Below are 25,870 nucleotides of genomic sequence, written 5' to 3' on the forward strand. Positions count from 1 at the left end.
TGACTCAATTGTAATGCCTCACTCGACGTCTTGTTCCGGCAACGCCCATACGGAAATCGACCCTGCCGCCACTTTAAATACCCCTTTTCCGTCTTTGTCAATCTCGACGACCTCATCGACGGTCTGCGTCAAATCGACCCATTTCTCACCGGCTCGTTGTTCGCCGACGAACATCTGCTTCTCAGCTGCTTCGCTGTTCGAAATCACAACAGCACATCCTGAGCGCTCGATCTCTTCACTGCCGTGACGGACCCAGCCGATGACGTGCTCGTCATCGAAGTAGTCATCTTGCTGGCCGTATGCCTTTTCACGACGGGCATAAAGAAGCGGATCAATCGCCGGTTTTTTCCCTTCGGCCGGATGCGGACCGTTGATCCCGTAATAGTCACCGTAGAACACACACGGATAACCGTCTTGGCGAAGCAAGATCAACCCGTAAGCAATCTGTTTGAACCAATCTTCGACCCATGACTCGAGCGCCTCTTCTGGCTGTGAATCGTGGTTGTCGACGAACGTCACCGAATGGAGCGGGTGGGACTGGACGAGCGTATCGTCAAAGATGGTCCGCATATCGAACGATTCTCCTTCGGTCGAGGCGCGTTGCAAGTTGTAATGGAGCGGCACGTCGAACAAGTCGACATGATAGTCAATGTTGTCGAGGAACTCACGGCATGCCTCGAGCTCTGACTTCCAAAACTCACCGACCAAATAGAAGTTCTCACCTTTTTCAGCTTTCATCGTCTGACTGAACTCTTTGACGAAATCATAGTTGATGTGTTTAATCGCGTCGAGTCTGAACCCGTCACACTTCGTCTCTTCGATAAACCATTTGCCCCAGCTGAGTACCTCTTCCTTCACTTCTGGGTGATGATAGTCAATATTGGCGAACATCAAATAGTCATAGACGCCGAACTCGTCGTCGACGTTATCGTTCCACTTCTTATTCTCACCCATGATGAAGAAGATGCCGCTCTTGTCGTTCGCAGCGTCATAATCCGTCCCGTTGAAATGATGGAAGTTCCATTTAAATGAAGAGTATTTATCTTTGCGGCCTTCAAAATCGAATTTCGTCCATCCTTCGATCTCGAACGGCTCTTCTGAAAGTACGTTCGTACGGTCCTCCGGGTCGACCTCGAGCACATCGAACTTCTCGGTCGCATCGGCACCGGCTTTATGGTTCAAGACGACATCCATATAAATCTGCATGCCGAGCTCTTGCGCGTGTTTTGTCGCCTCGAGCAGTTCTTGTTTCGTCCCATATTTAGTCGCGACGGTTCCTTTTTGGTCAAACTCTCCTAAATCATACAAATCGTACACGCCATATCCCGTATCCTCGTCGCTCTGGCCTTTCGTGACCGGGGGCAACCATAATGCGGTGATTCCAGCTTCATTCAACTCGGAAGCCCGTTCTTTCAATCGCTTCCAATGCTTCTGGTCAGCCGGGACGTGCCATTCAAAAAATTGCATCATCGTATGATTTCGTTCCATCTCGCTTCGCCTCATTTCATATTTTTCAAAAAACAAAATGCTAACGGATATTTACCCAGGACTTCGGATTTGAAAACTAAAAATGAAAACAAAAAAACAGCTTTCATCTGAAAGCTGTTCACAAATGGACCCTGTAGGACTTGAACCTACGACCGGACGGTTATGAGCCGTCTGCTCTAACCAGCTGAGCTAAGGGTCCTAATTGGTAGCGGCGGAGGGAGTCGAACCCACGACCTCACGGGTATGAACCGTACGCTCTAGCCAGCTGAGCTACACCGCCACGTTGTTATACAGTAATAATATACTGAATGAAGTCCCCACTGTCAATCAAAAGTCACATCTAACCAAAAAGTCACATCTAACCAAAAAGTCCCTCTCGTTCAGATGAGCGAGAGGAACCAATCATGTGTTAGACCGTTACTTCATTGGCAGCATCTTCAAGCGTGATTTCTGTGATGTTCATCGCGTGGTCACCGATGCGCTCCAAGTTCGAGAGCATATCGACGAAGAACATCCCGGCTTGACCGTCGCACTCGCCTGTGTTCAAGCGGACGACGTGATTTTTACGGAATTGACGTTCAAGCATGTCGAGTTTCGCTTCCATCTCGATGACTTGACGGGCTTCGACCATGTCGCCGCTCGCAAGCGTTTGAAGCGACTTCTCAAGCGTGGAACGAGTCAAATCGTACATCTCCGTCAACTCTTTTTGAGCGTCGGCCGAGAGATTGACGCGCGTTGCCGTCTTATAGTCGATCAACTCGATGATGTTCTCGACGTGATCACCGATTCGTTCAATATCATTGATCGCATGCATGAGTGTCTTGTGTTCTTGTGATTCTTGTTCTGTCAAATCGACAGCGGCAAGCTTCACGAGGTAATCCGTGATTTTTGAGTTGAGTGAGTTGAGCGCGTCTTCGATGTGCGCCGACTTCTCAGCATGTTTCTTATCACCAGTTGCCATATATTTGCGTGCTTCATCGAGACCAAGTTTCGCGAAATCGCCCATGCGGATGACTTCATATTTAGCTTGCTCGACAGCAATCGATGGCGACTGTTGGATGAAAATTGGATCCAAATGCTGTGCTTTTGTATCGACGATTGAATCTTCACCAGGAACCATTTTCGTCACGATCCATGCAATCGTTCCGATGAACCAGAACTGGATGAACGTGTTGACGACGTTGAACGTCCCGTGAGCGAAGGCAATTTGCATCTTGTCTTCGATTGCTAAGAGATCTGTGATCCAGTAAATATATTGCGTGAACGGAATCAACAAGATCATGAAGATTGTTGTTCCGATCAAGTTAAAGATAACGTGGGCAGCGGCTGCACGACGGGCCGCGACCGAAGCACCAATCGAAGCAAGAATTGCCGTGATCGTCGTCCCGATGTTATCCCCGAATAAGACCGGGAGTGCGGCGTCGAGTTGAATCGAGCCACCGGCATACAACTCTTGCAAAATCCCGATCGTTGCTGATGACGATTGAACGATGACCGTGAAGACCGTACCGACGACGACGCCGAGGAACGGGTTGTCACTCATCGATTGCGTCAAATCGATGAAGTATTCGCTCGAGCGAAGCGGCTTCATTCCGCTTCCCATGAGTTCAAGACCGTAGAACAGCATCCCGAAACCGAAGAAAATTTGACCTAAATGTTGCAACTTCTCTTTTTTGAAGAAGAAAAGGAGAACCGCACCGATAGCGATAATCGGCAACGCGTAGGCGCCGACATCGAAACCAATGATAAACGCGGTTACTGTCGTCCCGATGTTCGCCCCCATGATGACACCGATTGCTTGACGGAGCGTCATGAAGCCGGCGCTGACGAGACCGACCGTGATGACCGTTGTACCTGACGATGATTGAATCAAGACCGTTACAATGATCCCGGCTAGTACTCCAAGGAACGGATTCGATGTATACTTATCAAGGATGTCGCGCAGGCGGTTACCTGCTGACTTTTGAAGGCCGTCTCCCATCGATTTGATACCGAAGAGGAAAATCCCTAATCCTCCAAAAAACATGAATAACATTTCTTGCAAATTGTATTCCACGATTTTTGTACTCCTTTTGATTGTGAATTAGTTGTGTTTGCTTGGTTTTTATTGCCCTACTCATTATGCCCGCATCCCCCATTCGATGTAAACAGGTTTAATGTTAAGGTTTTATTAAACCACTGTATGATTTACGTGTGTTTTACTAGATTTGTACTATAACAGATAGGAGTTTGATTTTATGTTCCAAACGACGGCCCAGTTTCTACGCCACTGCCTCTTCCCGTCCAAGCAGGCGTTACGGTTGCGCCTCGCCCCACTCCACGCCTATATGTTGGCGAGTCTCGTCTTGACGGTTGTGATCACGTTGCTCGATTACATCGTATTACAGCCCGATTTCTTTTGGCCGATGTGGATATTTTTACATGGCTTCGCCATCTTCTTCTTCTATATGGGGTTCGTCGCGCTCAGTGCCCTTCTCGTCCAACTCGCCACGAAATGGCGCACGAAGAAAACGTGGCCCTATCGCCAGGCTTGGCCGTACGCAGTCGCGATGACGATGCTTCCAGTCCTCCTCCTGGTTATCTTGTACCATGTCGCGCCTCCATTGACTTGGCTCGGAGTTCTCTTATCCCTCGTCTATTTGATTGTTCCGTTGCGTCATATCCCCGTCAAATCGAAGTCATCAAACAAGCCGGACAACGCACGTTTGCGTTGAACCGGCTTTCTATCGTTATAACGTCGGTGCCAAATCAGATAATACGGTTTGAAGCCGTTGACTTTGTTTGCCTAAGTCGACCCCTGCGCCTTGTAACGTCTGTTGTACGTCCGACCAACCCTCGACTCCTTCATATAATTCGTCTAATTTGCGTTCGAGCGCCACGCCGACTTCTTTTAATTGCTCATTTGCTTCCGCCATATGTAGTAATTGATGTCCGGTGGCAGTTGTTTGCTCGGTGATGGATTGGAACTGCGTCATTTGTCTTCTCATTTCCTGGTCAATTGTTTCAATCCCGCCTTCAACCCGGCTCAACGTCTCGCCTAAATAAAGGATATCTTCTTCGAAGCGTTTCATCTCATTGAAGATCTCGGCCCGCTCCAATCGAATGGCTTCAATGGCAGCCACGGCTGACAGTGTCGATTCGTTCGTTACTTTCGCCAACTGGCCGACCTCATGGGCGACGACGGAAAATCCTTTGCCGTGTTCTCCAGCCCGTGCCGCTTCAATCGAGGCATTGAGTGCCAACATCTTCGTCGCAGCCGCGACAGACAAAATCTTCTGAAGTGCGTCATCCGCCTGTTCAGACGTCGCTTCACTTTCTAGCAACCGGTTCTGAACCGCACTCGCTTTCTTTGCGAATCGTTCACTGGCTCCTTTGACGGTCGAGAATGATTCAATCTCAGTCGTGATCGTCTGTTTCAACGTCTCGGCTCGCTGATCAATTGAACCAATCTCTTGTTCGAGCGAACGGACATGTCCCGCCAAATCTGTAAAACGATGCGTCGATTCGTTCGTGAACGACTGATAAGATTGACTCGTCGACGCGACGGTCGCAGCAACTTGCTTGAACCCCGTCACTTGTTGTTGATTCGCTTCAAGTTGTCGCATAAAGACCGGTAGACTCGATTCAAAAGCGGTCGACGTCTCGAGCATCGTCAACAACGAACGTTTCCATAGTCCGATAAACGTGTTGTACTCTCGTTCCAAACTTCGCATTTCAAACGATTTTGCGTGAAGTTCAACCTCTGAGAACGAACGCGTGGCGACTGATTCGCGAAGCCGGACCGCAAATGCCGTCAACGGCTTGATTTCACGCCGAATCATGAACGAGAATAAGCCAATCATCATAACGAGCATGACCGTGATTGCGACGAAAACAAGTTCTCTTAAATTCCACATCGTGCCGAGCACCGACTGCTTCATGACGACAATCGCATAATGGGCTTTCAACTCGGGAATCGGTGCCGTAACGATAAACACGTCTTTTTGTTCGCTAACACTCACATCGTTCGCCATGATGTCATCCATACGGTTCATAAACCGATCCTCCACTTGTCGACCGCTCAATTGCTCGACTTGTGTGTCGCGCAATAAATATTGACTCGCTTCTAAACCATCCGCCGATAAAATGGAAGCTTGTTGCATATACATCGACTTCAACGCCCGGTTCAGCACTTTCTCATTCGCGACGTACGCCCCATACGTCGCCTTGACCGTTTCGCGGACGACGGTCGCTTCACGATGTAGCCGTTTCTCAACCTCGCTCGTCAACAACTGCTCCGCTTTCAAGGCGAACCAGCCGAACACGGTTAAAAACAGGACGAGCATGACCGGCATCAACGTCCATAGCAAGCGATGGCTCACCGTCTTCTCCGCCTGTTGCTTCCTACTCCATATTCGTTTCAATCGTTCCAACATCATACATTCCACCTTTTCAGACGTCATTTCTTTGAATATATCGGTCCTGAGACGGTGGAAAATTATGAAGCATCTGTTAAGATAACGTTAGCGTTTTGTAAGAGCACACCGATCAAGCGCTTGCCGGGTGCTTTTTCACAAACATTTCGTTATGATAATAAGGAAACCACTCATCTTAAATCGATTGGAACCTTTCCAAAAGAAGGAGATTACGTATATGTCAGAAATTTTGCATCGTTCATTAACCCGTCCGATCCGTGTCGGCAACCTCATCATCGGTGGATCCAATGAAGTCGTCATCCAGTCGATGACGACAACAAAAACTCATGACGTCGAAGCAACCGTCGCTGAGATTTTACGTCTCGAAGAAGCGGGTTGCCAAGTCGTACGCGTCGCTTGTCCTGACGAGCGTGCGGCTGACGCCCTCGCTGAAATCAAGAGCCGCATCAACATCCCGCTCGTCGTCGATATTCACTTTGACTACAAATTGGCGCTCAAAGCCATCGAGAGCGGTGTCGATAAAATCCGCATCAACCCGGGTAACATCGGCCGCCGCGAGAAAGTCGAAGCGGTCGTCAACGCTGCTAAAGCAAAAGGTATCCCGATTCGAATCGGTGTCAACGCCGGCTCACTCGAAAAGCAGTTCCTTGAAAAGTACGGTTATCCGACGGCTCAAGGAATGGTCGAGAGTGCCATGCACCACGTCAAGATTTTGGAAGATCTCGGTTTCTATAACACGATCATCTCGCTCAAAGCATCTGACGTAAACCTCGCCCTCGAAGCATATACGCTCGCAGCCAAGACGTTCGATTACCCGCTCCACGTCGGAATCACGGAATCAGGCCCGCTCTTCTCAGGATCACTCAAGTCTGCTGCCGGCCTCGGGGCAATTCTTTCGCTCGGTATCGGTTCGACGGTCCGTGTCTCACTATCTGACGACCCGGTCGAAGAAATCAAAGTCGCCAAAGAAGTGCTCAAATCGTTCGGTCTCGCGGCTAACGCAGCGACACTCATCTCATGCCCAACATGTGGACGCATTGAGATCGACTTGATTTCGATCGCCAAAGAAGTCGAGGAGTATATCCAAAACATCAACGTCAACATTAAAGTTGCCGTTCTCGGCTGTGCAGTAAACGGACCAGGGGAAGCCCGTGAAGCTGATATCGGGATCGCCGGCGCCCGCAACGAAGGCCTTCTCTTCCGTCACGGGAAAATCATCCGGAAAGTACCCGAAGCCACGATGGTCGAAGAATTGAAAAAAGAAATCGACGCCATCGTCGCTGAAAAATTGGCCGCACGTGAACTCGAAGAGCAAGAGCTCGCCAACCAATCTAACTAATCCTTTGCCCGCTCGGTTGCAACCGAGCGGGCTTTTGGTACAATAAGGGTTATGAGCAAGGAGGGACGAATATGCACATTGGAATTGACCTCGACGGAACCGTCACGGATCCGCAAAGTTGTTTTCATTATATGAACGATGCGCTCGGATACGCCATCGATTATCATCAGGCGACCGAATACGAGCTGCATACTTATACAGATATGACACAAGAAGCGTTTTGGCGCTTCATGATTGAACAAGGTCATGAGGAAGCGATTTATCGTCGCTCACTTCCGCATTCCGAAGTGAACGCCGTCTTATGGAATATGCGCAAGTCGCACCGCCTCCATTACGTCACGGCTCGGAGCGAGGCCGTGCGCGCCGTCACCGAGGAGTGGATTCGACAGCATGAACTCCCACTCGACTCCCTCATCATGACGGGGAGTCATGACAAGGTCGGTGTCGTCAAACAGCTCGACCTCGACTTGTTTATGGAAGACCGCTATGAGAACGCGATCTCCATCCATGAACAGACGTCGATTCCGGTGCTGTTGTTCGACGCCCCGTATAATCGTAAGCCGTTGCCGACCGGCGTGAAACGGATCTCCACGTGGAGCGAGGCCCAACACATCGTGCGTCACATCGAGACGACGAATTCGATCACCATCTAAACTAAAAAAGAGGAATCCCGAGTGGGTTCCTCTTTTTTAGATGCGTCCGATCGCTTCGATGACATCGGTCGCGAGCACGCTCGCCGGATGAACCTGTTCGCTCGCCTTTCTCGCCGCGAGCGCATGCCAGAGAACCGCTTGCTCATTCGGGGACTTGTCGGTTTGTAAGCGGTCCGTTCTCGCCCATAACGCGAGCAACATCCCCGTCAACACGTCCCCACTACCACCTTTCGCGAGCGCTGAAGCCTCGACTGTATTGACCGCCCCGGTACCATCCGGATTGACGATGAGGGTAAACGTCCCTTTCAAGATGAGATGGATCCCGTGCGTCATCGCAAATTCTGAGGCAACCTGAAATCGATTCGCTTCGATCTCGTCGACTGATTTATCGATCAAGCGCGCCAGTTCACCCGGATGCGGAGTCAGCGTGAGCGGGCCAGATGCCTCGAGACGCTCTTTCGTCAGCGCTCCGGCATCGACGATGAGCGGCGCGCTCACATTGCTGATGAGTGGCCACAATCGCTCGAGACGCTCGTCATCGATGAGGCCAGGACCGATCGCCGTGGCAGCGTAGTCCTTGTCCGGCAACTCGTCGATGTCGTAATACATTGCCTCCGGCAAACTCGAGGCGAGCGCGAGCGCCTCATGCGGGATGGCCAAATCGAGCAGACCGACTCCCGTCCGGAGCGCCGACCGTGCCGCCAAGAACGGGGCGCCGATCAAATGACGACTTCCGCCAATCAAGCGACCGTGGCCATACGTATTTTTATGACTATAGGAATCCCGTTCGAGTAGGTTGCGGTCAAAGTCTAATCCGGTCAGCACGCGCCATCTTGACGTATGCGGCAGTCCGATCTCAACGACCTCGACCTTGCCGTAATACGGCGCGGTCCGTTTTAAAAACGCGCTTCGCTTATAGCCGTGGAGCGAAAACGTCATCTCCGCCTCAACGGCGTGACCGTCAAAGTTGATTGCGTCGTCACTCGGGACTCCGGACGGGACATCGATTGCCACGACGGGTGCTTGTTGCTTGCGTATCCATGTGATCACGTCACGGGCCTTACCCGTGACCGGACCATGGAAACCGACTCCGAACAATGCATCGATGACGTGATCGGCGTCTTGCGGCTCATCGCTGACCGTGACAAACTGTCGCGCGTACTGTGCATGCCTGCTGCCTTCTGTCGATTTCGGTTCACCGAACGGGGCATAGACAGTGACGGCATGACCTCGTTGCGCCAATTCGCGCGCCACGACCCAACCGTCTCCCCCATTGTTGCCCGCTCCACAGACGACGAGGACGGACGTTCTCGACTTGAAGGTAAGACGTGCCGCCAAGGCCGAGGCCGCCCGTTCCATCAAGACGTCAGCCGGCATGCCATGTCGGAGCGCCGTCTCATCGGCCTGCTTGATTTCAGCTGCCGTGTAAATCATTCCGACTCCCCCTCTCGTGATTCGACAAAAAAGGGATTGCATGAACAATCCCTTTTTGGTCACTTACATTGTTTACAATACCCATAAATCTCGAATTTATGATCGACGACTTCAAAATCAGGGTCGAGCGTCTCGACGTAGCGCATCGGACAGAGTTCGAGCAACTTCGTCTTACCACAACCTCGACAAATGAGATGGTGATGGTGATGATTCGATCCGCAGGTGACACGGAACGCTTTTTCCCCGTTCAACTCGGTCGCCTCGAGCAGACCTTCTTCGGCGAACGATTTCAAGTTGCGGTACACCGTGTCAAAACTCATCGTCGGATGCTTTGAGCGCATATAATCGAGGACGTCTTTCGCACTGACATAGCGTTCTTCCGCTGCGAGAAAGGCAAACATCTCGATCCGTTTCGGCGTCACTTTGAGCGACGAGGACTGCAAGCGGGCCAACTGTTCAGTTTCTTTCATAGCGAACCTCCTTTTTCCGGGCGATCCCGAATCGCTCGGCCAACATGACGACGGCCAAAATCAAGACGGCGAGCAAAACGATGACACCGCCTGGGGCGACATCAAGTTCATAGGCGAGCACGAGCCCACCGATTGTCGCAACCTCACCGAAGACGATCGACCAAAGAATCGTCTGTTTAAAGCTGTTTGTGAACCGGAGTGCAGCCGCGACCGGCAGCGTAATGAGACTCGATACGAGAAGCGTACCGACGATGCGCATGCTGACGGCGATGACGAGTGCGACGACGAACATGAACAACACATGCAACATCGTGCTCGGCAAACCGGACACTTTGGCTTGTTCCTCATCGAACGACAAGAACAACAGCTGTTTATAAAACATGACGATGACGAGCAAGGTGATACCGGCCACCGCCAAAATCAACCAAATATCCGACAGACTGACCGCAGAAATCGATCCGAACAACAGCGTCGATAAATCGATTGAAAATCCACGCGATAGCGAGATGAAGATGGCACTGAGCCCCATCCCTGCCGACATCATGATGGGAATCGACAACTCTTGGAAGTGCACATATTTCCCGCGAAGCCAGTTCAGCCCGAGTGCTGCGAGGACGGATACGAGCGTCCCGAGGTAAAGCGGATTCAACTCGTTGAACAGTAAAACGTACTGTCCGAGAAATAGACTGAACGATATTCCGGCAAGCGTCATGTGGGATAGCGCGTCGGCAATCAGGCTCATCCGTCTGACGACGACAAATGAGCCGATGAGCGGTGCGGTGAACCCGATGACGACGGCTGCGATGAACGCATAACGTAAAAAGCTGTACGTAAACAGATCCGCAATCATGACGTACCTTCATGGACGAGCACTTTGACCGGATATGGCTTGATCGCGGTCAATTCGCCGAGTTCACTATATTCTTTCAATCCACAGTTGCACGCCATCCGTCCATGGTCGAGATGGACGACTTTCGTGACGAGGTCGGTGACGACGTTCAAGTCATGGGTGACCAGAATGAACGTACATGTCGTATGTTCACGCAACAGATGAAGCACTTCGTAGAAGTCGCGCAAATGCTTCTGGTCGACGCCGACCGTCGGCTCATCCAAGATCAGCAGGTCCGGTTGGTTGACGATTGCTCGAGCGATAAAGACGCGCTGTTGCTGGCCGCCGGACAGGCTGCCGATTTTCCGATGTCGGAACTGCCACATGTTGACTGTCTCAAGGGCGTTTTGAATGGCCGCCTTATCCTCGATGTTCAAACGCTTGAACAAACCGAGCCGTCCATAGCGGCCCATGGCAACGACTTCCTCGACCGTCACCGGAAAACCCGAGTTAAACGATGCCGCTTTTTGGGAAACGTAACTGATACGGGACTTGTCTTTGAACTGGCCTTGAGGGCGTCCAAACAGTTCCACTGTCCCGGTTTGTGGGGATAACAGTCCGAGAATCGTTCGAATCAATGTCGATTTCCCGGATCCGTTCTCCCCGACGACAGCAACGAAGTCGCCTTGTTTAATATCGATGGACACGTCCTGTAGCGCGGCGGTCCCATCGTAGTGATAGGAAACATGATTTAATTTTACGACGGATGTCGTCATAAGCTACCCTTCTCTCGTGTTATAAATCGTAATCATTTCTACTTGCTTGGCGTCTGTATTATACAGAATATCAGTCTATGCTTCAAGTATAGAGGCAATGCGAGCTGATTGGCGGCGCACGAACTGAAATCCGTATGTAATTTTATGATCTTCGTTGTACACTAGAGATAACGCAGAGGGGGTTTTTCCGTGGAGAAAAAACTAGCAGTCATCGATATCGGGTCCAACTCGATTCGTAACGTCATTTTTGAAGTGAACGGCCACGGTCAGTATTTTGAACGGTTGAACGTGAAAGAAGTGGCACGGCTGTCGAGCCATATCACCGATGACAATGAACTGTCCAAGTCTGGCATCGAGGCGCTCATCGAGACGCTGAATCACTTTAATCGCTTGAACAAGCATCACGAAGTGAAAGAAGTGTTGCCCGTCGCGACGGCCGCCATCCGCAACGCCAGCAATTCCGAGGCCATCTTAGAAGAAGTCCGGCAAGCGACCGGCATGGAGATTCGGTTGTTGAGCGACTATGAGGAGGCGTTTTACGGCTACTCGGCCATCATCAACTCGACGTATATCGAGGACGGCTATTCAGTCGATATCGGTGGTGGTTCAATGGAAGTGACGTACTTCAAAGATCGTGAACTCGTCTTCTATCACAGCTTCCCGTTCGGAGCCGTCACATTGACCGAGGACTTCATGAAGGGTGACACGCTCACGAAAGACGAGCGTAAACAATTGACGACGTTCTTGAAAAAGTCGTTCAAAGAGATCGACTGGCTCGAGCCGCACGGTATACCGCTCGTCGGTGTCGGAGGCACGGCTCGAAACCTCGTCCGGGTCGAACAGTCGCTATCGTTGTTCCCGCTCGAAGGCATCCATCAATACACGATCGGAGCCGACCGCTTGCATGAAGTCGTCGATGAGCTCATCGATATGTCGAGTAAACAGTTGGGCCGGCTTGACGGGTTGTCGAAAGACCGAATCGATATCATCGCCCCGGCTGTGACCGCCATCGATGAACTGGCGAAATATTTGAAAGTGCCCGAGTTCATGATGAGCAACAACGGACTACGCGAGGGCTTGTTCTATGAGTACTACTTAAAGGAAAACAATCTGGTCCGTTTCGGTGACGTCAAAGAAGAAAGTTTCCGTCATTTCGAGAAGCAGTATGCCGTCGACCCGGTTCGTCATCAACACTTGATTCATCTCGCCCGCCAAATTTACACCGGCTTGATTGAGACGAAGACGATTAAGCCGAAACCGTTCGAACCCGGTCTTTTAGAAGGGGCGTGCCGGCTCGCTTATTTCGGGGAATATATCGACCATAACAACAAGAGTGACCACACGTTCCACTTGATCACGACGAACGACTTTAAAGGGATGAACCATGAGGACCGGCTCGCACTCGCCTTGGTGACGTCATATAAATCGCGCCGCCTGCTCGAACAACACATCGAGGGCTTCCCGGAATGGTTCGACTCGAAGATGTTGAAGAGCTTAGAGCTGCTCGGCTCGATCGTCAAACTCGTCGATGCGCTCGATTTGACCGAACGTCAAGTCGTCGAGGACATCGACGTCTCTTCGACGGACGAGGGACTCGTCTTCACGCTTCATACGCACAGCTCGCCGCGTTTTGAAGTCCAGCGCGGCATCCGTCATAAAAAACATTTGGAACGTGCCATCGACCAAACCATCGAGTTACGTGTAGAGGAGAGAGATTCATGACCATCTACTTACCCGAACATTTCAATAACCGCGAGCTCAGTTGGCTGAGCTTCAACGAACGCGTCCTCCAAGAAGCGATGGACGAACGCAACCCGCTCATGGAACGGTTGAAGTTTCTCGGCATCTTCAGTTCGAACCTCGACGAGTTTTACATGGTCCGTTTCGGCGGATTGAAAGATGAAGTGCTCGCCGGCTTCAACCGTCCGGAAGACAAGGCCGGGTTGACACCGAAACAGCAAATCAAAGCCATCTCCATCAAAGCTCAGGAACTCGTGGAGGTCCAGTACGCGACATATAAGAAAATCGTCAAACAGCTCGCCTCGGAGAACGTCCGCTTCCTACGGCCGAAACATTTGAACAAAGAACAGCTCGACTTCGTCAAGTTATACTTCCGGACCCACGTCTTCCCGGTGTTGACGCCGATTGCCGTCGACGCTTATCGACCGTTCCCGATGCTGTTGTCCAAATCACTCAATATCGCCGTCGAGATCGCCTCGACCGATGAAGGCAAAAAACGGCTCGCCCTCGTCCAGGTACCTGCCGTGTTGCCGCGTTATCTCGAATTGCCGACAGAGGACGAGGACCATACCGATTTGATGTTGCTCGAGGACGTCATCATCCAGTTCATCGACTCGCTGTTCAAAGGTTTTGAAGTCGAGTCGACTATGCCGTTCCGGATCACACGGAACGCGGATATGCCGTTCCATGAGGAAGGAAGCCGCGACGTCCTTAAACAGATTGAAAAAGAGTTGAAGAAACGGCGTTATGGTGTCGCGATACGCCTTGAGGTTCAGCAACGGTCGCTCAGTAAAGAGCTATTGTTCATGCTTCAAGACGTGCTCGACTTGCATGACCGCGACATCTTCCTCGTCGACGGCCCAATCGATTTGACGTTCCTGTTTGGGGTGTATAACAAGATTGGTATCGAATACGATGACATGATCAATGAGACGCTCATCCCGTTCGTCCCAGAAGGACTCGAGCCGGGGAAAGACTTGTTCCAAGCGTTACTCAAACGCGACTATTTGCTCCACCACCCGTACCATTCGTTCGACCCGATCGTCCGCTTCATCGCCCAAGCCGCCAAAGACCCGAACGTGCTCGCCATCAAGCAGACGCTCTATCGTGTCTCTGGTGACTCACCGATTATCAAAGCGTTGACCGACGCCGCCGAGAGCGGGAAACAAGTGACCGTTCTTGTCGAATTGAAGGCCCGGTTCGACGAGGAGAAGAACATCCAATGGGCGAAACAGCTCGAGAAGGCCGGCGCCCACGTCATTTATGGCTATAAAGAGTTGAAGACACACTCGAAGATCACGCTCGTCGTCCGCATCTTAGAAGGCGGGGTGCTGCAGCGGTTCGTTCATCTCGGTACCGGCAACTATAACGACTCGACCGCCAAACTGTACACAGACATCGGTTTGTTGACGACAAATGAAGAACTCGCCGAAGATGCGACCAACTTCTTCAACTGGCTCTCCGGTTACGGCGAACGCCCGTCATGGCACAAGTTCGAGACGTCACCGGACGACATGCACGACTTCTTCCTTCAAAAGATTGACGAAGAGATTAAACTGCATGAGAAATACGGGAACGGTCGCATCGTCGCCAAGATGAACTCGATCACCGACAAGCCGATCATCACAAAACTGTATGATGCCTCACAGGCCGGGGTCAAAATCGATTTGATCATCCGTGGCATCTGTTGTTTACGTCCCGGGATCAAAGGCATCTCGGATAATATCCGCGTCGTGTCCATCATCGACCGGTATTTGGAGCACTCGCGCATCTTCTACTTCTATCAAAACGGGAAAGAAGACTTGTATTGCTCATCAGCCGACTGGATGACGCGCAACATGCGCAAACGGATCGAGATCCTCTTCCCGATTCTTGACGCGGGACACAAGTCATACATCAAAGATATGCTCGCGCTGCAACTCGTCGATAACGTGAAAGCGAGAATCCAGCGTGCTGACGGCAGTTACGTCTATTTGAAACAAGAGGCCGGACAAGAGCGCATCCAATCACAAATCATCATCCATCAATACACGGGCGGACGTTGGAACAACATTCCGAGCGTGTTTGAGCGCGAACCGTCGAACTGGGCCGAACGGGAAGTCCTCCGCTTGCGAGCCGAAAACGAGAAAATGACAGATGACTGATGTTAGACTTCTCAAACGAGAATGAACATTGTATAATGAACTCGGTTACCTGTTAGTTAAGCGTTTTCATTTCGATTATGGAGGAATCATTCATGCAAGAAATCCTATTGTCATTGCTCGCTGGTCTCATTTGTGGCATGATTTTCACGGCCTTGAAGTTGCCGCTCCCTGCCCCGCCGGTCTTACCGGGCGTCATCGGCATCTTCGGTGTGTTTCTTGGGATGAAAGTATATCAATTCGCACTCGCGAACTGGCCCTTTTAATTCAAAAAACGAAGCCCGCGGGCTTCGTTTTTTTATAGATCATAATGTCTCGCTTTGTGACACGTCGGGCAGAGCCACGTGCCGCTCCCTGCTTCGAGATGGTACTCCATCAAACGAATCCCGGTCGGCCCGAAACGGTTCATGTCATCCCCGCACGCTTCACAGCTGGCTGTCGGGGCGAGCTGTGACACTGCCTGCTCTTCGGTCAAGTGAGCAGTGAACGTCTCCCGGGTCCACTTGGCAGACGGGACGCGGTACCCTTGCTCCCATTTGGTGCGGATGACAGCGTCCGTGTCTTCCTCGTACATACCTGATTGAAGCAACGGATGATGGAAATCAAGACCGACCACGTCGACGAGGCTATACGCCTTCGTCTCTGGTCCCGCCTCCGTCCGCCAATAGCGGTCGGCCGGGCGCTTGGTCATCTCGACGAGCATGACTTCGACTTCAGCCACGATACCGTATCCGAGAATCTCAATCCAAGCTGTCCCCTCTTCGATCCGGCCTTCCACATAGAACGGGCTCGCTTCCTGAAAGTAGATCGGGAGCGCGGACCAGACATCATACTCGTTCGGATCGATTCGGATGATGTTCATCTTATTGGTGCGCGAGCGTGAACTGTTCGCGCCATTCGGCATCGAATCGGTTCGCCCGGAACATCTCGATCTCTTGTTTGTATGGTGCCACTTTCGTTTTCTCACTGATCGGGATATACGGCGTCTCCAAAATTTTTGGCAAGTGGGTGAACGCCTCGTGGTGGATGATCCGGTTCAACGTGTCGAAGCCGATTTCGCCATAGCCGATATTCTCGTGACGGTCTTTTTTCGCGCCGCGCACGTTCTTCGAATCGTTGACGTGGATGACGCCGAGACGGTCCAGTCCGACGATTTGGTCGAACTGTTCAATGACACCGTCCAAATCGCCGACGAGGTCATAACCCGCGTCATGAACGTGACATGTGTCGAAACAGACCGAGAGCCGGTCGTTGTGCGTCACCCCGTCGATGATCGTTGCCAGTTCTTCGAACGTCTTGCCGAGTTCGCTGCCTTTTCCGGCCATCGTCTCAAGTGCGATTTTCACGGTCTCGTCACCGGTGAGCACCTCGTTCAAGCCTTCGATGATGCGGGCCAAGCCGACGTTTTCCCCTGCACCGACATGCGCGCCCGGGTGAAGGACGACGTGACGTGCGACTTGGAGCGCTTCGGCCCGTTTGATTTCGGCGGCCAAAAACGAGACGGCGAGTTCGAACGTCTCCGGTTTCGTCGTGTTGCCCAAGTTGATGATATACGGGGCATGGACGACGATCTCGTTGATGTCGTGCGCCGCCATATGGGCGAGCGCCGCCTCGATATTCAAATCCTCGATTGGCTTGCGCCGTGTGTTTTGGGGCGCACCCGTATATACCATCATCGTGTTAGCGCCGTATGAGACGGCTTCTTCACTGCCAGCGAGCAACATTTTCTTACCGGATACAGAAACGTGGGAACCAATTTTTAACATAGTCATTTCTCCTTCATTCTCATCTGTCCTTAGTGTACACAAAAAGAAGAATCGACTCCACGAAGTCGATTCTTCTTTTGCTTAGCGTCGGTTCTTTTTACGAACTTCGCGACGTTCCTTACGTTGGCTCTGCATATGCTCACGTGAGGCCGTCTCTTTCAATTTATACTTGAACTTCTTCTTGTAACCAGGTTTGACCTTTTTCTTCGCCTTCTTGATTTCACCCGCCATCCGGCTGTGCGCCGTTTGCGAGACTTTCATCTTCCGGTCGGTCGTGCGGCGTTTGCGTGTCTTGATCTCTTGAAGCGATCCGTTCTTCAAATCGACGTGCTTGAACGTGAATCCACGCTCTTCGAGTCGATTGATTGGACCGTTCTCGTGATCTTCATACAGCGTGTACGCTTCGCCAGTCTCACCAGCGCGGCCCGTCCGGCCAACACGGTGCGTATAGAAGTCGAGGTCTTTCGGAATGCCGAAGTTGATGATGTGCGACACACCTTTAATATCGATGCCCCGCGCCGCCAAGTCGGTAGCAATCACGAACTGATATTTCGCGTCGTTGATGTCTTTGATCGCTTGCTTCCGGCGACGGGCTTGCATGTCCCCATGAAGCGTGCCGACGTTGAGTCCCGCCTCGCGGAACGACGTCTCCAACTCATCCGCATCTTGTTTCGTGTTCGTGAACACGAGACAGACGAACGGGTTGATTGCTTTTGCGATGTCGACCGTCAATGCCTTGCGGTCCCGGTGACGGACCGGGATGACGTGATGCTTGATTTTCGGAACGACGCGGTGCTCTTCACTCGCTTCCGCGTAACGCGGGTCATGCAAATATTTCTTCAAGAACGGTTGTAGCTTCTCAGGAATCGTCGCTGAGAAGACCATCGTTTGAAGTTTCTCTGGCAACGACTGCGCGATGCGGTCGACTTCAGGCAAGAAGCCCATGTCGAGCATTTGGTCGGCTTCATCGACGACGAAATGCGTGACTTTGTGCGGGAATAACGCTTGGACTTTCAACAAGTCGAGTAGACGACCTGGTGTCCCGATGATCAGTTGTGGTGGGTTTTTCATCTTGTCGATTTGTCGTTCCCGGTCAGTTCCTCCGACAATCAGACTTGTTTTAATGTAGTCCGGCTGTTTGACGAGGAGCGTTTTCAACTCTTCGTGAATCTGCCATGCGAGTTCGCGCGTCGGTGCGACGATGATGGCTTGGACCGATTCTTCTTTCGGATCGATTGCTTCTAAAATAGGTAAGAGGAACGCAAGCGTCTTCCCCGTCCCGGTTTGTGATTTCCCAATGATATCGCGGCCATTCATCGCAGCCGGAATAATCCGGGCTTGAATGTCCGTCGGTACTGTGATGCGCTTTTCTGTCAAGGCATCGACGATAAACGGTAACAATTTGAACTGTTGGAAGCTGTTCAATCGATACACCTCCTGTTTCTTTCCACTTTTCCTAGCATAGCGGAATCTAATCATTTGTCAATTAATCTTTTGCGAGCCCTTCGTACAAATAGCTCGACGAATAGTAGTGTGACGCAATTTTCTTGCCGTTCAAATGATGTTCGAGCGCCTTGAATCCGACCTCGATCATTTCGTTCGGTGATTGGACGACGGTCGCATCGACTTTCCCGCTATGAATCAGCGGATAAATGCCGGTCACACCGTCGACCGATACGAGCGTTTTGTCACTGAGGCCATGACTTTCGAGGGCCCGGACGACACCGAACGTATTGTCATCATTGTGAGAAAAGACGGCATCGAACGGAATACCGGCATCGAGCCACCGAGACATCTCGATCTCGGCTTGGAACGTGTCGTAATTACCCGTGATCGAGGCGACGACTTGCAGGTTGTCGTTGGCTTTGTCATATTCCGTCAACCCGAGGCTCCGATCGATCGTCGAACGGACTTTGGCGGTCCCTCTCACTTCGACGACACGAATCGGACGGTCGAGCCCAGCGTGTTGGGCGGCGATATGGTTCGCTGCCATCCGGCCGATCTCGACGTTATCGGACATGACCGACGTCAAGACGCTGTCATGGTCGATCATCCGATCGATGGCGATAATCGGAATACCCTCCCGTTCGGCCCGTTCGAGCGATGGCCGGATGAATGCTTCATCGAGCGTCGTCACGAAAATCGCTTCGACCCCGCGGTCGATCAGCGCGTCCAATTTTTCTTTCTCCAGGACACGTGAATCCTCACTCGTCGTCGGGACAGGGATAAAACCTTTTTGATTCGCCGTCCGGACGAACGCGGCCAACAGTTTATTGGCATGCTCATGCTTTTCACTGACGAATACGAAACCGACTTCATTATTTTCTCGCGCCCGTTCCGGTAATTGGATTGACGTAATCAATAGAATCGATAGCGCCCAGACGATCGGCAGCCAAAGCCAGTAATGTTTGAACCCTTTCGTCATGGGTGCGACCGCCTTGGGATTTTAATCATCATGGCCGTACCTTCTCCTTCAACACTTTCAATTTCCATGTGACCGTTCACGGCTTTCAAGTATTCCCGAATCATGTAGAGCCCTAAGCCGTTGCCGTTCTCTTTCGTTGTATAAAACGCGGACCCGACCGACTTGACTTGAGATTCGGTCATCCCGATCCCATTGTCTTCGATCAAGAAGCGGTAGTCCCGTTCCGTGAATTGAATCGTGACCGTCACGACGCCGTCGGCACCTTTCGTATCGACGGCCTCGACCGCGTTTTTGAACAAGTTATAGATGATTTGGACGAGCATGTCGTTCGAGCAGTAAAACGGCGGCATATCGTTCGGGACGTTCAACTCCCAGTTCGTGACCCGCTTATAGCATTCGGCGTCGAGCAAGAATTCGAGGCGTTTCGCAAACTCGGTCATGTCGAGCCACTCTTCTTGTAGCTTCGCCTGGTCGGGCTTCGCGAGCGTGAGCATCGTCGTGATCAAATGGTTGGCCCGATCAAGTTCTGAAAGCGCGAGATCGAGCATGTCGCTGCTACTGTGCCCTTCTTTCACCATCTGCAACGTGATTTGGACCGGCGTGAGCGGATTGCGAATCTCGTGGGCAATCCCTGCCGCGAGCTGTCCGAGCGAGGCGAGCTTCTCTTGTTGCAACAATAGTTGCTGTTGACTGAGCTGTTCGCGTCGGGCCGTCTCCATGCGGCGGGAATAATCGTTGTACGTATCGAGCAGCGTCTCGACTTCTTTGGAGCCGGTCCGTTCGAGTTGGATCGGTTCGAGCGACTGTTGTTTCTTGATGTTTTGCACAAGTTCAAGCAGCGGACTTGTCAACGTCTTCGACAACAGTAGACCGACCATGATACTCAAGAAGAATGTCACGAGCGTAATCATCAAGTATTGCCAACGCGTCGCGTACACCGCTTCGTAGACCGAATCGGTACTATGCTTTGCGAGGACGCTCCATCCGTTGACACGCGCATCGGGCTCAAACATGAGGACATCGTCTTTCGTGCTGAACACCGAACGGACGTCGTAGGCGTCCGTCGCTTCGATGATGGACCGGGACAAACGCCGTTCTGCGTCCGTGACGAGATTGAACGAGGTCGACAATACTTCGCCCCGTTCATTCAACAAGTAGAGAATCATGTCATCATTTGCCGATTCGAGCATCCGACGATATAAATCTGAATTGAGCACGCTGATACTACCGCCGAACATCCCGATCATCCGGTTGTCTTCAAGCACCGGTACGTATAAATATGTCCCAACGTCACCCGAAATCGAAATCGGGTCACTCATAAACAAGTCATTCTTGCCGCCGGTGAGCACCTCTTTAAATTTCGGATCACTCTTGAGCGTCAGCGCCGGTACTTGGCGTTGCGAGTACCACGTGAACGCATCGCCTTCTAAATCGTAATAAAAAATCGAGGTGAAGCTCGTCCGCTGATTCAAATAACCGGTGCGGATCCGCTCTTCGATATACGTCTCATTCCCGACGTAAGCACCGAGATAGACCAAGTCTTCGTATAGTTTACCGAGTCGCGTCTCCAGGTTTTCGATACTCCCGTCAATCGCGTAGTCGAATTGTTCTTTCGCCAGTTCTTCCGCGCGGGACACCGTCACGCGGTCGGCAGAGAAGGCTAATGAAGAGATGACAAGTCCTAGTATAATGAAGATAATAAATGTAATCTGAAAGAAGTACGATTTTCGAACTTCAAGCAATGTTCTTAGGCGTTCCACGGTGTCCCTCCTTTCTAACCTTAAGATTATAGCATGAATACACGGAAATCTTTTCGTATTTTCGAAACAATGTTAGACTAATACGTATGAAAGCATCGCGAAAGGAGCGTTCCTTACAAAATGAAAGTTAAAAAAATTAGTCCACGCGGATATTGCTACGGCGTCGTCGATGCCATGAAGCTCGCCAACGAAGCTGTGGCCAACCCAGATTTACCGCGTCCTATCCATATACTTGGCATGATTGTCCATAACCGTCATGTCACCCAAGCATTCGAGGAACTCGGCGTCAAGACGGTCGACGGTGAGGATCGAATGAAAGCGCTCGAGACAATTGATCGTGGAACGGTCGTCTTTACCGCCCACGGCATCTCGCCGCTCGTGCGTAAGCGTGCCATTGAGAAAGGCTTGACGATTGTCGATGCCTCGTGCCCGGATGTACTGGTCACCCACGATTTGATTCGCGAAAAGACGGCTGTCGGTTATGAAGTCATCTACATCGGCAAGCATGGCCACCCGGAACCGGAAGGCGCGATGGGCGTCGCTCCAGGAAAAGTTCACCTCGTCCAATACGAGAGTGACTTCGAGGCGCTCCCGGCTCACCTGTATGATGCAAAAATTCTCGTCACGAACCAGACGACGATGAGCCAATGGGACGTCTCGGCCTTGATTGAGATGATTCAAGAACGGTATCCTCATGTCGAGGTCCACAACGAGATCTGTAACGCGACCCAAGTCCGGCAAGAAGCTGTCGCTGAACAAGCCGGTGACTGTGAACTATTGATCGTCGTCGGTGACCCGAAGTCGAACAACTCGAACCGTTTAGCCCAGGTCTCGAAAGAGATTGCAGGCACGAACGCCTACCGCATCGGCGACTTGAGCGAACTCGACCTGACTTGGCTCGAAGGTGTCGAAACGGTCGCCGTCACGTCAGGCGCGTCGACACCGACACCAATCACAAAAAAAGTCATCGACTTCTTGACCCAATATGACCCGCTCGATTTGAGCACACACGATAAGACGCCATATCTTGAACTGCGCAGCATTCTTCCGAAAGTGAAGGCGCTCCGTAAATGACATGAACCCCCGTCCTCTCATGAGGTCCGGGGGTTTTTCGTTTAATCATCAGTAGAAGCGGAACGGGTTTGTATCGGCTTCCGAAACAAACAATTCGACATCGAGTTTCGCACGTTCACACTTCTCGCGCATCACGTCGACGACGCCTTGCTTCATCACGCTCTCCACGTGATGACCCGGGTCGACGACAGAAAGTCCGAGCGCCATTGCATCGTGGGCCACATGGAAGTACAGGTCGCCCGTCACATACGCATCCGCACCTTTGAAATGGGCTGCCGATACGTATTTATTCCCGTCCCCGCCGAGCACCGCCACTTTCTCGATGATCCGGTTCGGATCGCCGACGACACGGACGGCTTCGACGTCAAAGCTCGTCTTGACGTGTTCGGCGAACGACTCAAGTGTGAGAGGCACCTCGAGACGTCCGATACGACCGAGGCCGAACACGGGCCCGTCAATGTCGTCACGAATCAAATCGTAGGCCACCTCTTCGTATGGATGCGCGTCCGTCATCGCCTTAAGCACTCTTTTCTTTTGGCTCTCCGTGACAATCGTCTCGATTTTCACTTCCTCGACATGTTCCGTCTTGCCGTGTTGGCCTAGATACGGGTCCGACCCTTCGAGTGGTGTGAACTGACCTTCTCCCGAGACGGTGAACTGACAGTCCCCATAATCTCCGAGACGACCGGCTCCGGCCCGGCCGAGCGCCTCCGACACGGCTTGCCGATGCGTCGTCGGGACGAAGACGGACAGCTTATACACCGGTTCTTCATAAGTTGGAATGAGCACCGTCGGATCGACCAACCCGAGTGCCTCACTCATCCAGTCGTTGACCCCGCCCTGACAGACGTCCAAGTTCGTATGGGCGACATAGACGGCAATGTCATGCCGAATGCATTTCATAACGATCCGGCCAGCGGCACTGCGATCGTTCACTTGCGCAAGCGCGCTGAAAATGGGCGGGTGATGGGCGATAATCAAATCGACGTCTCGCTCGATTGCTTCATCAACGACCGACTCGAGAACGTCTAGCGTCACCATGACTCGTCGTACCGGTTTATTCAACGTACCGATTTGAAGACCAATTTTATCGCCCTCGACCGCGAGATGTTTCGGGGCGAACTCCTCAAACAATTGAATGACATGATTTCCGTTCGCCATCAGTTGCTCACCTCTCTCATTTTGTCACGTAGCGTCTTGAACTCCTCCTGTTTGCGGATGAGCGCTTCGGTTTGGGCACCTGCTGCCATCTGACCGAGCACATAATCGAGCTTGTCCGCCTCGCGGCCCCATTTCATTTTGAACGCCTCTGGGCGTGTCGTGAGCAAGTACGGTCCGAACATGAGCTGCCACGCGCGTTCTGTGTCATCTAGGCTATAGCATGTCTCCGTGCCACGTTCGCCGACAAGAATCTCGTATACTTTGTCATTCTCTTCAACGATTGATTCCGCGACTAGGACGAATCCTGCGTCGAGCAACCATTCGCGGACGTGTTGCCCGTCCACGTTCGGTTGCAGGACGAGCCGTTCGACAGCACCTAACTTGTCACGGCCGCTCTCTAAAATCGACCGAATCAAACTTCCGCCCATCCCGCAAATCGAGATGCATGTCGCCTCATCTGCTTCGAGGACGGCGAGCCCGTCACCGAGACGGACGTCGATGTTTTCGGTCGCTCCGATGAGCTCGACTTGAGCTTTGGCCGCTTCCATCGGTCCACGGTTCACTTCGCCTGCGATGGCGCGGTCGACGATGCCTTGCTGAACGAGATAGCATGGCACGTAGGCGTGGTCAGAGCCGATGTCCGCCACTACACTGCCTTTCGGAATGAAATCGACGACTTGCTTCAGTCGGCGGTCTAACGTCACTTGTTCTTGCATAGGGACAACTCCTTTTTCTACTTCTTCACTATTAGGGTAACGAATATTTATATCCAGGACAATAAAAAACGTACCCCAGAAGGAGTACGTTTCACCCTTATTGTTCGAGCAACCAAGTCGCGAGTACGTCTGCTTCTTCGGCAGTCGCGAGACCGGCTGGCATTGCACCTTTACCGTTGACGATGATGTTTGTGATCTCTTCCGCCGATAAACGTTCGCCGACGCCTGTCAACGCAGGACCGACGCCACCTTCGAGATTTCCACCGTGGCAACCTGTGCAGCCTTTCGCCGCATACAAGTCTTCCGGGTTCATCTCAGTGACCGACGGACCTTCAGCAGCCTGCTGAGCTTGGTTCACGCCAAAATACGATAATGAGACCATGGCAATGATTGCGACGATCGCGATCGCTGCAAACGGTAACAATGGATTACGCATTGTATTTCCCCCTCATGTTCATTCCAAATTTCTACCCATCACTATTTTACTCAAAAAATAATAAAGAAGGAAGGAAAATCACTCATTTTCCTTCCTTTCTTCTAAAACTTCACATTTTATTCAAAAACACAATTAATCAAGGAAGTCTTTCAAGCGTTTCGAACGGCTCGGGTGACGGAGCTTCCGGAGCGCCTTCGCCTCGATTTGACGAATCCGCTCGCGGGTGACGCCGAACACTTTCCCGACTTCTTCGAGCGTGCGCGTACGGCCATCATCGAGACCGAAACGGAGACGGAGCACGTTTTCTTCGCGGTCCGTGAGCGTGTCGAGCACGTCTTCGAGCTGTTCTTTGAGTAGCTCATAGGCAGCGGCGTCTTGGGGTGCCATCGCATCTTGGTCTTCGATGAAGTCGCCGAGGTGCGAATCATCCTCTTCCCCAATCGGTGTCTCGAGCGAGACAGGCTCTTGGGCGATTTTCAAGATCTCACGCACTTTTTCAGGTGTGAGTTCCATCTCTTTGGCGATTTCTTCAGGTGCCGGTTCGCGCCCGAGGTCTTGCAACAGTTGACGTTGAACACGAATCAACTTGTTGATCGTCTCGACCATGTGGACCGGGATCCGGATTGTCCGAGCTTGGTCGGCGATGGCGCGGGTGATTGCTTGACGAATCCACCACGTCGCGTACGTCGAGAACTTGAACCCTTTCATGTAGTCGAACTTCTCGACGGCTTTAATGAGGCCCATGTTTCCTTCTTGAATCAAGTCAAGGAAGAGCATACCGCGCCCGACATAACGTTTCGCGATTGAGACGACGAGACGGAGGTTGGCTTCGGCAAGACGTTTCTTCGCCTCTTCGTCCCCTTGTTCAATCCGTTTCGCGAGTTCGGTCTCATCTTTCGCACTGAGGAGATCGACGCGGCCGATCTCTTTCAAATACATGCGGACCGGGTCGTTGATCTTAATACCTGGCGGGACGGACAAGTCGTTCAAATCGACCTCTTCGTCCTCTTTTTTGGTTGGTGTTTCTTCGGCATCGGCCGCATCTTCTGTGACGCGGATATCTTTACCTTCTAAGTCTTCAATGAAGTTATCGATAAAGTCCGAATCCACCTCGAAATGGCTGAGGCGATCTTGGATTGCTTGCATGGATACGACGCCTTTTTTCTTACCTAATTTCTCGAGTTCGTCTATGGCGTTAAATAAATCCTCTTTTTTCTTCTCTGCCATCTAGCAGTTCAACTCCTTCC

At 51.8% G+C, this 25,870-nt stretch carries 23 protein-coding genes and 2 tRNA genes; 7 read left to right on the plus strand and 18 right to left on the minus strand.

Annotation, left to right across the window (positions count from 1 at the left end; all coding sequences use genetic code 11):
* Window positions 1-18: 18 nt before the first annotated feature.
* From KNP06_RS08025 to KNP06_RS08040, 4 genes are all read right to left on the minus strand, one after another.
* Window positions 19-1,488: an alpha-amylase gene (locus KNP06_RS08025; RefSeq protein ID WP_214711425.1), complete on the minus strand. Its 1,470-nt coding sequence runs from the start codon at window positions 1,486-1,488 to the stop codon at window positions 19-21.
* A gap of 125 nt (window positions 1,489-1,613) precedes the next feature.
* Window positions 1,614-1,687: transfer RNA gene (locus tag KNP06_RS08030), tRNA-Ile, on the minus strand.
* A 4-nt stretch (window positions 1,688-1,691) separates the two neighbouring features.
* Window positions 1,692-1,768, minus strand: a tRNA-Met gene (locus KNP06_RS08035).
* 129 nt (window positions 1,769-1,897) lie between these two features.
* Window positions 1,898-3,544: a Na/Pi cotransporter family protein gene (locus KNP06_RS08040; RefSeq protein WP_214788442.1), complete on the minus strand. Its 1,647-nt coding sequence runs from the start codon at window positions 3,542-3,544 to the stop codon at window positions 1,898-1,900.
* Window positions 3,545-3,725: 181 nt separating this feature from the next.
* Here KNP06_RS08040 and KNP06_RS08045 point away from each other — a divergent pair, with 181 nt between their 5' ends.
* Window positions 3,726-4,202, plus strand: coding sequence for a hypothetical protein (locus tag KNP06_RS08045; RefSeq protein WP_251131565.1), 477 nt, complete (start codon window positions 3,726-3,728; stop codon window positions 4,200-4,202).
* Between the two features lie 15 nt (window positions 4,203-4,217).
* On the opposite strand, the gene KNP06_RS08050 is transcribed toward KNP06_RS08045, so the two are convergent.
* Window positions 4,218-5,903, minus strand: a complete 1,686-nt coding sequence (locus KNP06_RS08050) for a methyl-accepting chemotaxis protein (protein ID WP_214788445.1) — start codon at window positions 5,901-5,903, stop codon at window positions 4,218-4,220.
* A gap of 217 nt (window positions 5,904-6,120) precedes the next feature.
* Here KNP06_RS08050 and ispG point away from each other — a divergent pair, with 217 nt between their 5' ends.
* Together ispG and KNP06_RS08060 are read left to right on the plus strand one after the other, a co-directional pair.
* Window positions 6,121-7,242, plus strand: a complete 1,122-nt coding sequence (ispG, locus tag KNP06_RS08055; RefSeq protein ID WP_021065716.1) for a flavodoxin-dependent (E)-4-hydroxy-3-methylbut-2-enyl-diphosphate synthase — start codon at window positions 6,121-6,123, stop codon at window positions 7,240-7,242.
* Window positions 7,243-7,313: 71 nt separating this feature from the next.
* Window positions 7,314-7,895 (plus strand): hypothetical protein, encoded by a 582-nt coding sequence (locus KNP06_RS08060; RefSeq protein WP_233004382.1) that lies wholly within the window; start codon window positions 7,314-7,316, stop codon window positions 7,893-7,895.
* 36 nt (window positions 7,896-7,931) lie between these two features.
* On the opposite strand, the gene KNP06_RS08065 is transcribed toward KNP06_RS08060, so the two are convergent.
* The 4 genes from KNP06_RS08065 to KNP06_RS08080 are packed head-to-tail and all read right to left on the minus strand — an operon-like array spanning window position 7,932 to window position 11,404.
* Window positions 7,932-9,329 carry an NAD(P)H-hydrate dehydratase gene (locus KNP06_RS08065; protein ID WP_214711421.1) on the minus strand — a complete coding sequence of 466 codons (1,398 nt, stop codon included), beginning with the start codon at window positions 9,327-9,329 and terminating at the stop codon, window positions 7,932-7,934.
* 59 nt (window positions 9,330-9,388) lie between these two features.
* Window positions 9,389-9,799 (minus strand): Fur family transcriptional regulator, encoded by a 411-nt coding sequence (locus KNP06_RS08070; RefSeq protein WP_034778069.1) that lies wholly within the window; start codon window positions 9,797-9,799, stop codon window positions 9,389-9,391.
* A complete protein-coding gene (locus tag KNP06_RS08075) occupies window positions 9,786-10,649 on the minus strand; it encodes a metal ABC transporter permease (protein ID WP_214711420.1) in 864 nt (287 codons plus the stop codon). Before KNP06_RS08075 ends, KNP06_RS08070 begins: the two co-directional genes overlap by 14 nt.
* The gene (locus KNP06_RS08080) at window positions 10,646-11,404 is read right to left on the minus strand and encodes a metal ABC transporter ATP-binding protein (RefSeq protein ID WP_034778073.1); all 759 of its coding nucleotides are present in this window, start codon (window positions 11,402-11,404) and stop codon (window positions 10,646-10,648) included. Before KNP06_RS08080 ends, KNP06_RS08075 begins: the two co-directional genes overlap by 4 nt.
* A 189-nt stretch (window positions 11,405-11,593) precedes the next feature.
* Here KNP06_RS08080 and KNP06_RS08085 point away from each other — a divergent pair, with 189 nt between their 5' ends.
* The 3 genes from KNP06_RS08085 to KNP06_RS08095 all read left to right on the plus strand — a co-directional run bounded on the left by KNP06_RS08085 (window position 11,594) and on the right by KNP06_RS08095 (window position 15,551).
* On the plus strand, window positions 11,594-13,126 hold the full coding sequence (locus tag KNP06_RS08085; protein WP_214711419.1) for a Ppx/GppA family phosphatase: 1,533 nt from the start codon (window positions 11,594-11,596) through the stop codon (window positions 13,124-13,126).
* Window positions 13,123-15,288 (plus strand): RNA degradosome polyphosphate kinase, encoded by a 2,166-nt coding sequence (locus tag KNP06_RS08090; RefSeq protein ID WP_034778078.1) that lies wholly within the window; start codon window positions 13,123-13,125, stop codon window positions 15,286-15,288. The genes KNP06_RS08085 and KNP06_RS08090 overlap by 4 nt, the downstream gene beginning before the upstream one ends.
* A gap of 92 nt (window positions 15,289-15,380) precedes the next feature.
* Window positions 15,381-15,551 (plus strand): DUF1427 family protein, encoded by a 171-nt coding sequence (locus KNP06_RS08095; protein WP_021065708.1) that lies wholly within the window; start codon window positions 15,381-15,383, stop codon window positions 15,549-15,551.
* Window positions 15,552-15,583: 32 nt separating this feature from the next.
* Here the strand turns inward: KNP06_RS08095 and KNP06_RS08100 are convergent, their stop codons facing one another.
* From KNP06_RS08100 to KNP06_RS08120, 5 genes are all read right to left on the minus strand, one after another.
* Window positions 15,584-16,189, minus strand: coding sequence for a hypothetical protein (locus KNP06_RS08100; RefSeq protein WP_251129694.1), 606 nt, complete (start codon window positions 16,187-16,189; stop codon window positions 15,584-15,586).
* Window positions 16,149-17,051: a deoxyribonuclease IV gene (locus tag KNP06_RS08105; RefSeq protein ID WP_214711418.1), complete on the minus strand. Its 903-nt coding sequence runs from the start codon at window positions 17,049-17,051 to the stop codon at window positions 16,149-16,151. The genes KNP06_RS08100 and KNP06_RS08105 overlap by 41 nt, the downstream gene beginning before the upstream one ends.
* Window positions 17,052-17,132: 81 nt before the next feature.
* On the minus strand, window positions 17,133-18,485 hold the full coding sequence (locus KNP06_RS08110) for a DEAD/DEAH box helicase (RefSeq protein ID WP_308162295.1): 1,353 nt from the start codon (window positions 18,483-18,485) through the stop codon (window positions 17,133-17,135).
* 52 nt (window positions 18,486-18,537) lie between these two features.
* Window positions 18,538-19,476: a sugar ABC transporter substrate-binding protein gene (locus KNP06_RS08115; protein WP_034778085.1), complete on the minus strand. Its 939-nt coding sequence runs from the start codon at window positions 19,474-19,476 to the stop codon at window positions 18,538-18,540.
* On the minus strand, window positions 19,473-21,236 hold the full coding sequence (locus KNP06_RS08120) for a sensor histidine kinase (RefSeq protein ID WP_214711416.1): 1,764 nt from the start codon (window positions 21,234-21,236) through the stop codon (window positions 19,473-19,475). The genes KNP06_RS08115 and KNP06_RS08120 overlap by 4 nt, the downstream gene beginning before the upstream one ends.
* A 120-nt stretch (window positions 21,237-21,356) precedes the next feature.
* On the opposite strand from KNP06_RS08120, the gene KNP06_RS08125 reads away from it, so the two are divergent.
* Window positions 21,357-22,310 (plus strand): 4-hydroxy-3-methylbut-2-enyl diphosphate reductase, encoded by a 954-nt coding sequence (locus KNP06_RS08125; RefSeq protein ID WP_214711415.1) that lies wholly within the window; start codon window positions 21,357-21,359, stop codon window positions 22,308-22,310.
* A 48-nt stretch (window positions 22,311-22,358) separates the two neighbouring features.
* Here the strand turns inward: KNP06_RS08125 and KNP06_RS08130 are convergent, their stop codons facing one another.
* From KNP06_RS08130 to rpoD, 4 genes are all read right to left on the minus strand, one after another.
* A complete protein-coding gene (locus tag KNP06_RS08130) occupies window positions 22,359-23,471 on the minus strand; it encodes a Nif3-like dinuclear metal center hexameric protein (protein WP_214711414.1) in 1,113 nt (370 codons plus the stop codon).
* Window positions 23,471-24,187 carry a tRNA (adenine(22)-N(1))-methyltransferase gene (locus KNP06_RS08135; protein WP_034778092.1) on the minus strand — a complete coding sequence of 239 codons (717 nt, stop codon included), beginning with the start codon at window positions 24,185-24,187 and terminating at the stop codon, window positions 23,471-23,473. The genes KNP06_RS08130 and KNP06_RS08135 overlap by 1 nt, the downstream gene beginning before the upstream one ends.
* A 97-nt stretch (window positions 24,188-24,284) precedes the next feature.
* Window positions 24,285-24,623, minus strand: a complete 339-nt coding sequence (cccA, locus tag KNP06_RS08140; protein ID WP_021065699.1) for a cytochrome c550 — start codon at window positions 24,621-24,623, stop codon at window positions 24,285-24,287.
* Between the two features lie 132 nt (window positions 24,624-24,755).
* The gene (gene rpoD, locus KNP06_RS08145) at window positions 24,756-25,850 is read right to left on the minus strand and encodes an RNA polymerase sigma factor RpoD (protein WP_034778096.1); all 1,095 of its coding nucleotides are present in this window, start codon (window positions 25,848-25,850) and stop codon (window positions 24,756-24,758) included.
* Window positions 25,851-25,870: the final 20 nt, after the last annotated feature.

The organism is Exiguobacterium sp. s21, assembly GCF_018617975.1.
GTDB classification, from domain to species: domain Bacteria; phylum Bacillota; class Bacilli; order Exiguobacteriales; family Exiguobacteriaceae; genus Exiguobacterium; species Exiguobacterium mexicanum_A.

Coding starts and splice junctions, on each gene's coding strand:
- KNP06_RS08025 (WP_214711425.1), bottom strand. CDS start 1,488: ATGGAACGAAATCATACGATGATGCAATTTTTTGAATGGCACGTCCCG.
- KNP06_RS08045 (WP_251131565.1), top strand. CDS start 3,726: ATGTTCCAAACGACGGCCCAGTTTCTACGCCACTGCCTCTTCCCGTCC.
- KNP06_RS08050 (WP_214788445.1), bottom strand. CDS start 5,903: ATGTTGGAACGATTGAAACGAATATGGAGTAGGAAGCAACAGGCGGAG.
- ispG (WP_021065716.1), top strand. CDS start 6,121: ATGTCAGAAATTTTGCATCGTTCATTAACCCGTCCGATCCGTGTCGGC.
- KNP06_RS08060 (WP_233004382.1), top strand. CDS start 7,314: ATGCACATTGGAATTGACCTCGACGGAACCGTCACGGATCCGCAAAGT.
- KNP06_RS08065 (WP_214711421.1), bottom strand. CDS start 9,329: ATGATTTACACGGCAGCTGAAATCAAGCAGGCCGATGAGACGGCGCTC.
- KNP06_RS08070 (WP_034778069.1), bottom strand. CDS start 9,799: ATGAAAGAAACTGAACAGTTGGCCCGCTTGCAGTCCTCGTCGCTCAAA.
- KNP06_RS08075 (WP_214711420.1), bottom strand. CDS start 10,649: ATGATTGCGGATCTGTTTACGTACAGCTTTTTACGTTATGCGTTCATC.
- KNP06_RS08080 (WP_034778073.1), bottom strand. CDS start 11,404: ATGACGACATCCGTCGTAAAATTAAATCATGTTTCCTATCACTACGAT.
- KNP06_RS08090 (WP_034778078.1), top strand. CDS start 13,123: ATGACCATCTACTTACCCGAACATTTCAATAACCGCGAGCTCAGTTGG.
- KNP06_RS08095 (WP_021065708.1), top strand. CDS start 15,381: ATGCAAGAAATCCTATTGTCATTGCTCGCTGGTCTCATTTGTGGCATG.
- KNP06_RS08100 (WP_251129694.1), bottom strand. CDS start 16,189: ATGCCGAATGGCGCGAACAGTTCACGCTCGCGCACCAATAAGATGAAC.
- KNP06_RS08105 (WP_214711418.1), bottom strand. CDS start 17,051: ATGTTAAAAATTGGTTCCCACGTTTCTGTATCCGGTAAGAAAATGTTG.
- KNP06_RS08115 (WP_034778085.1), bottom strand. CDS start 19,476: ATGACGAAAGGGTTCAAACATTACTGGCTTTGGCTGCCGATCGTCTGG.
- KNP06_RS08125 (WP_214711415.1), top strand. CDS start 21,357: ATGAAAGTTAAAAAAATTAGTCCACGCGGATATTGCTACGGCGTCGTC.
- KNP06_RS08130 (WP_214711414.1), bottom strand. CDS start 23,471: ATGGCGAACGGAAATCATGTCATTCAATTGTTTGAGGAGTTCGCCCCG.
- KNP06_RS08135 (WP_034778092.1), bottom strand. CDS start 24,187: ATGCAAGAACAAGTGACGTTAGACCGCCGACTGAAGCAAGTCGTCGAT.
- cccA (WP_021065699.1), bottom strand. CDS start 24,623: ATGCGTAATCCATTGTTACCGTTTGCAGCGATCGCGATCGTCGCAATC.
- rpoD (WP_034778096.1), bottom strand. CDS start 25,850: ATGGCAGAGAAGAAAAAAGAGGATTTATTTAACGCCATAGACGAACTC.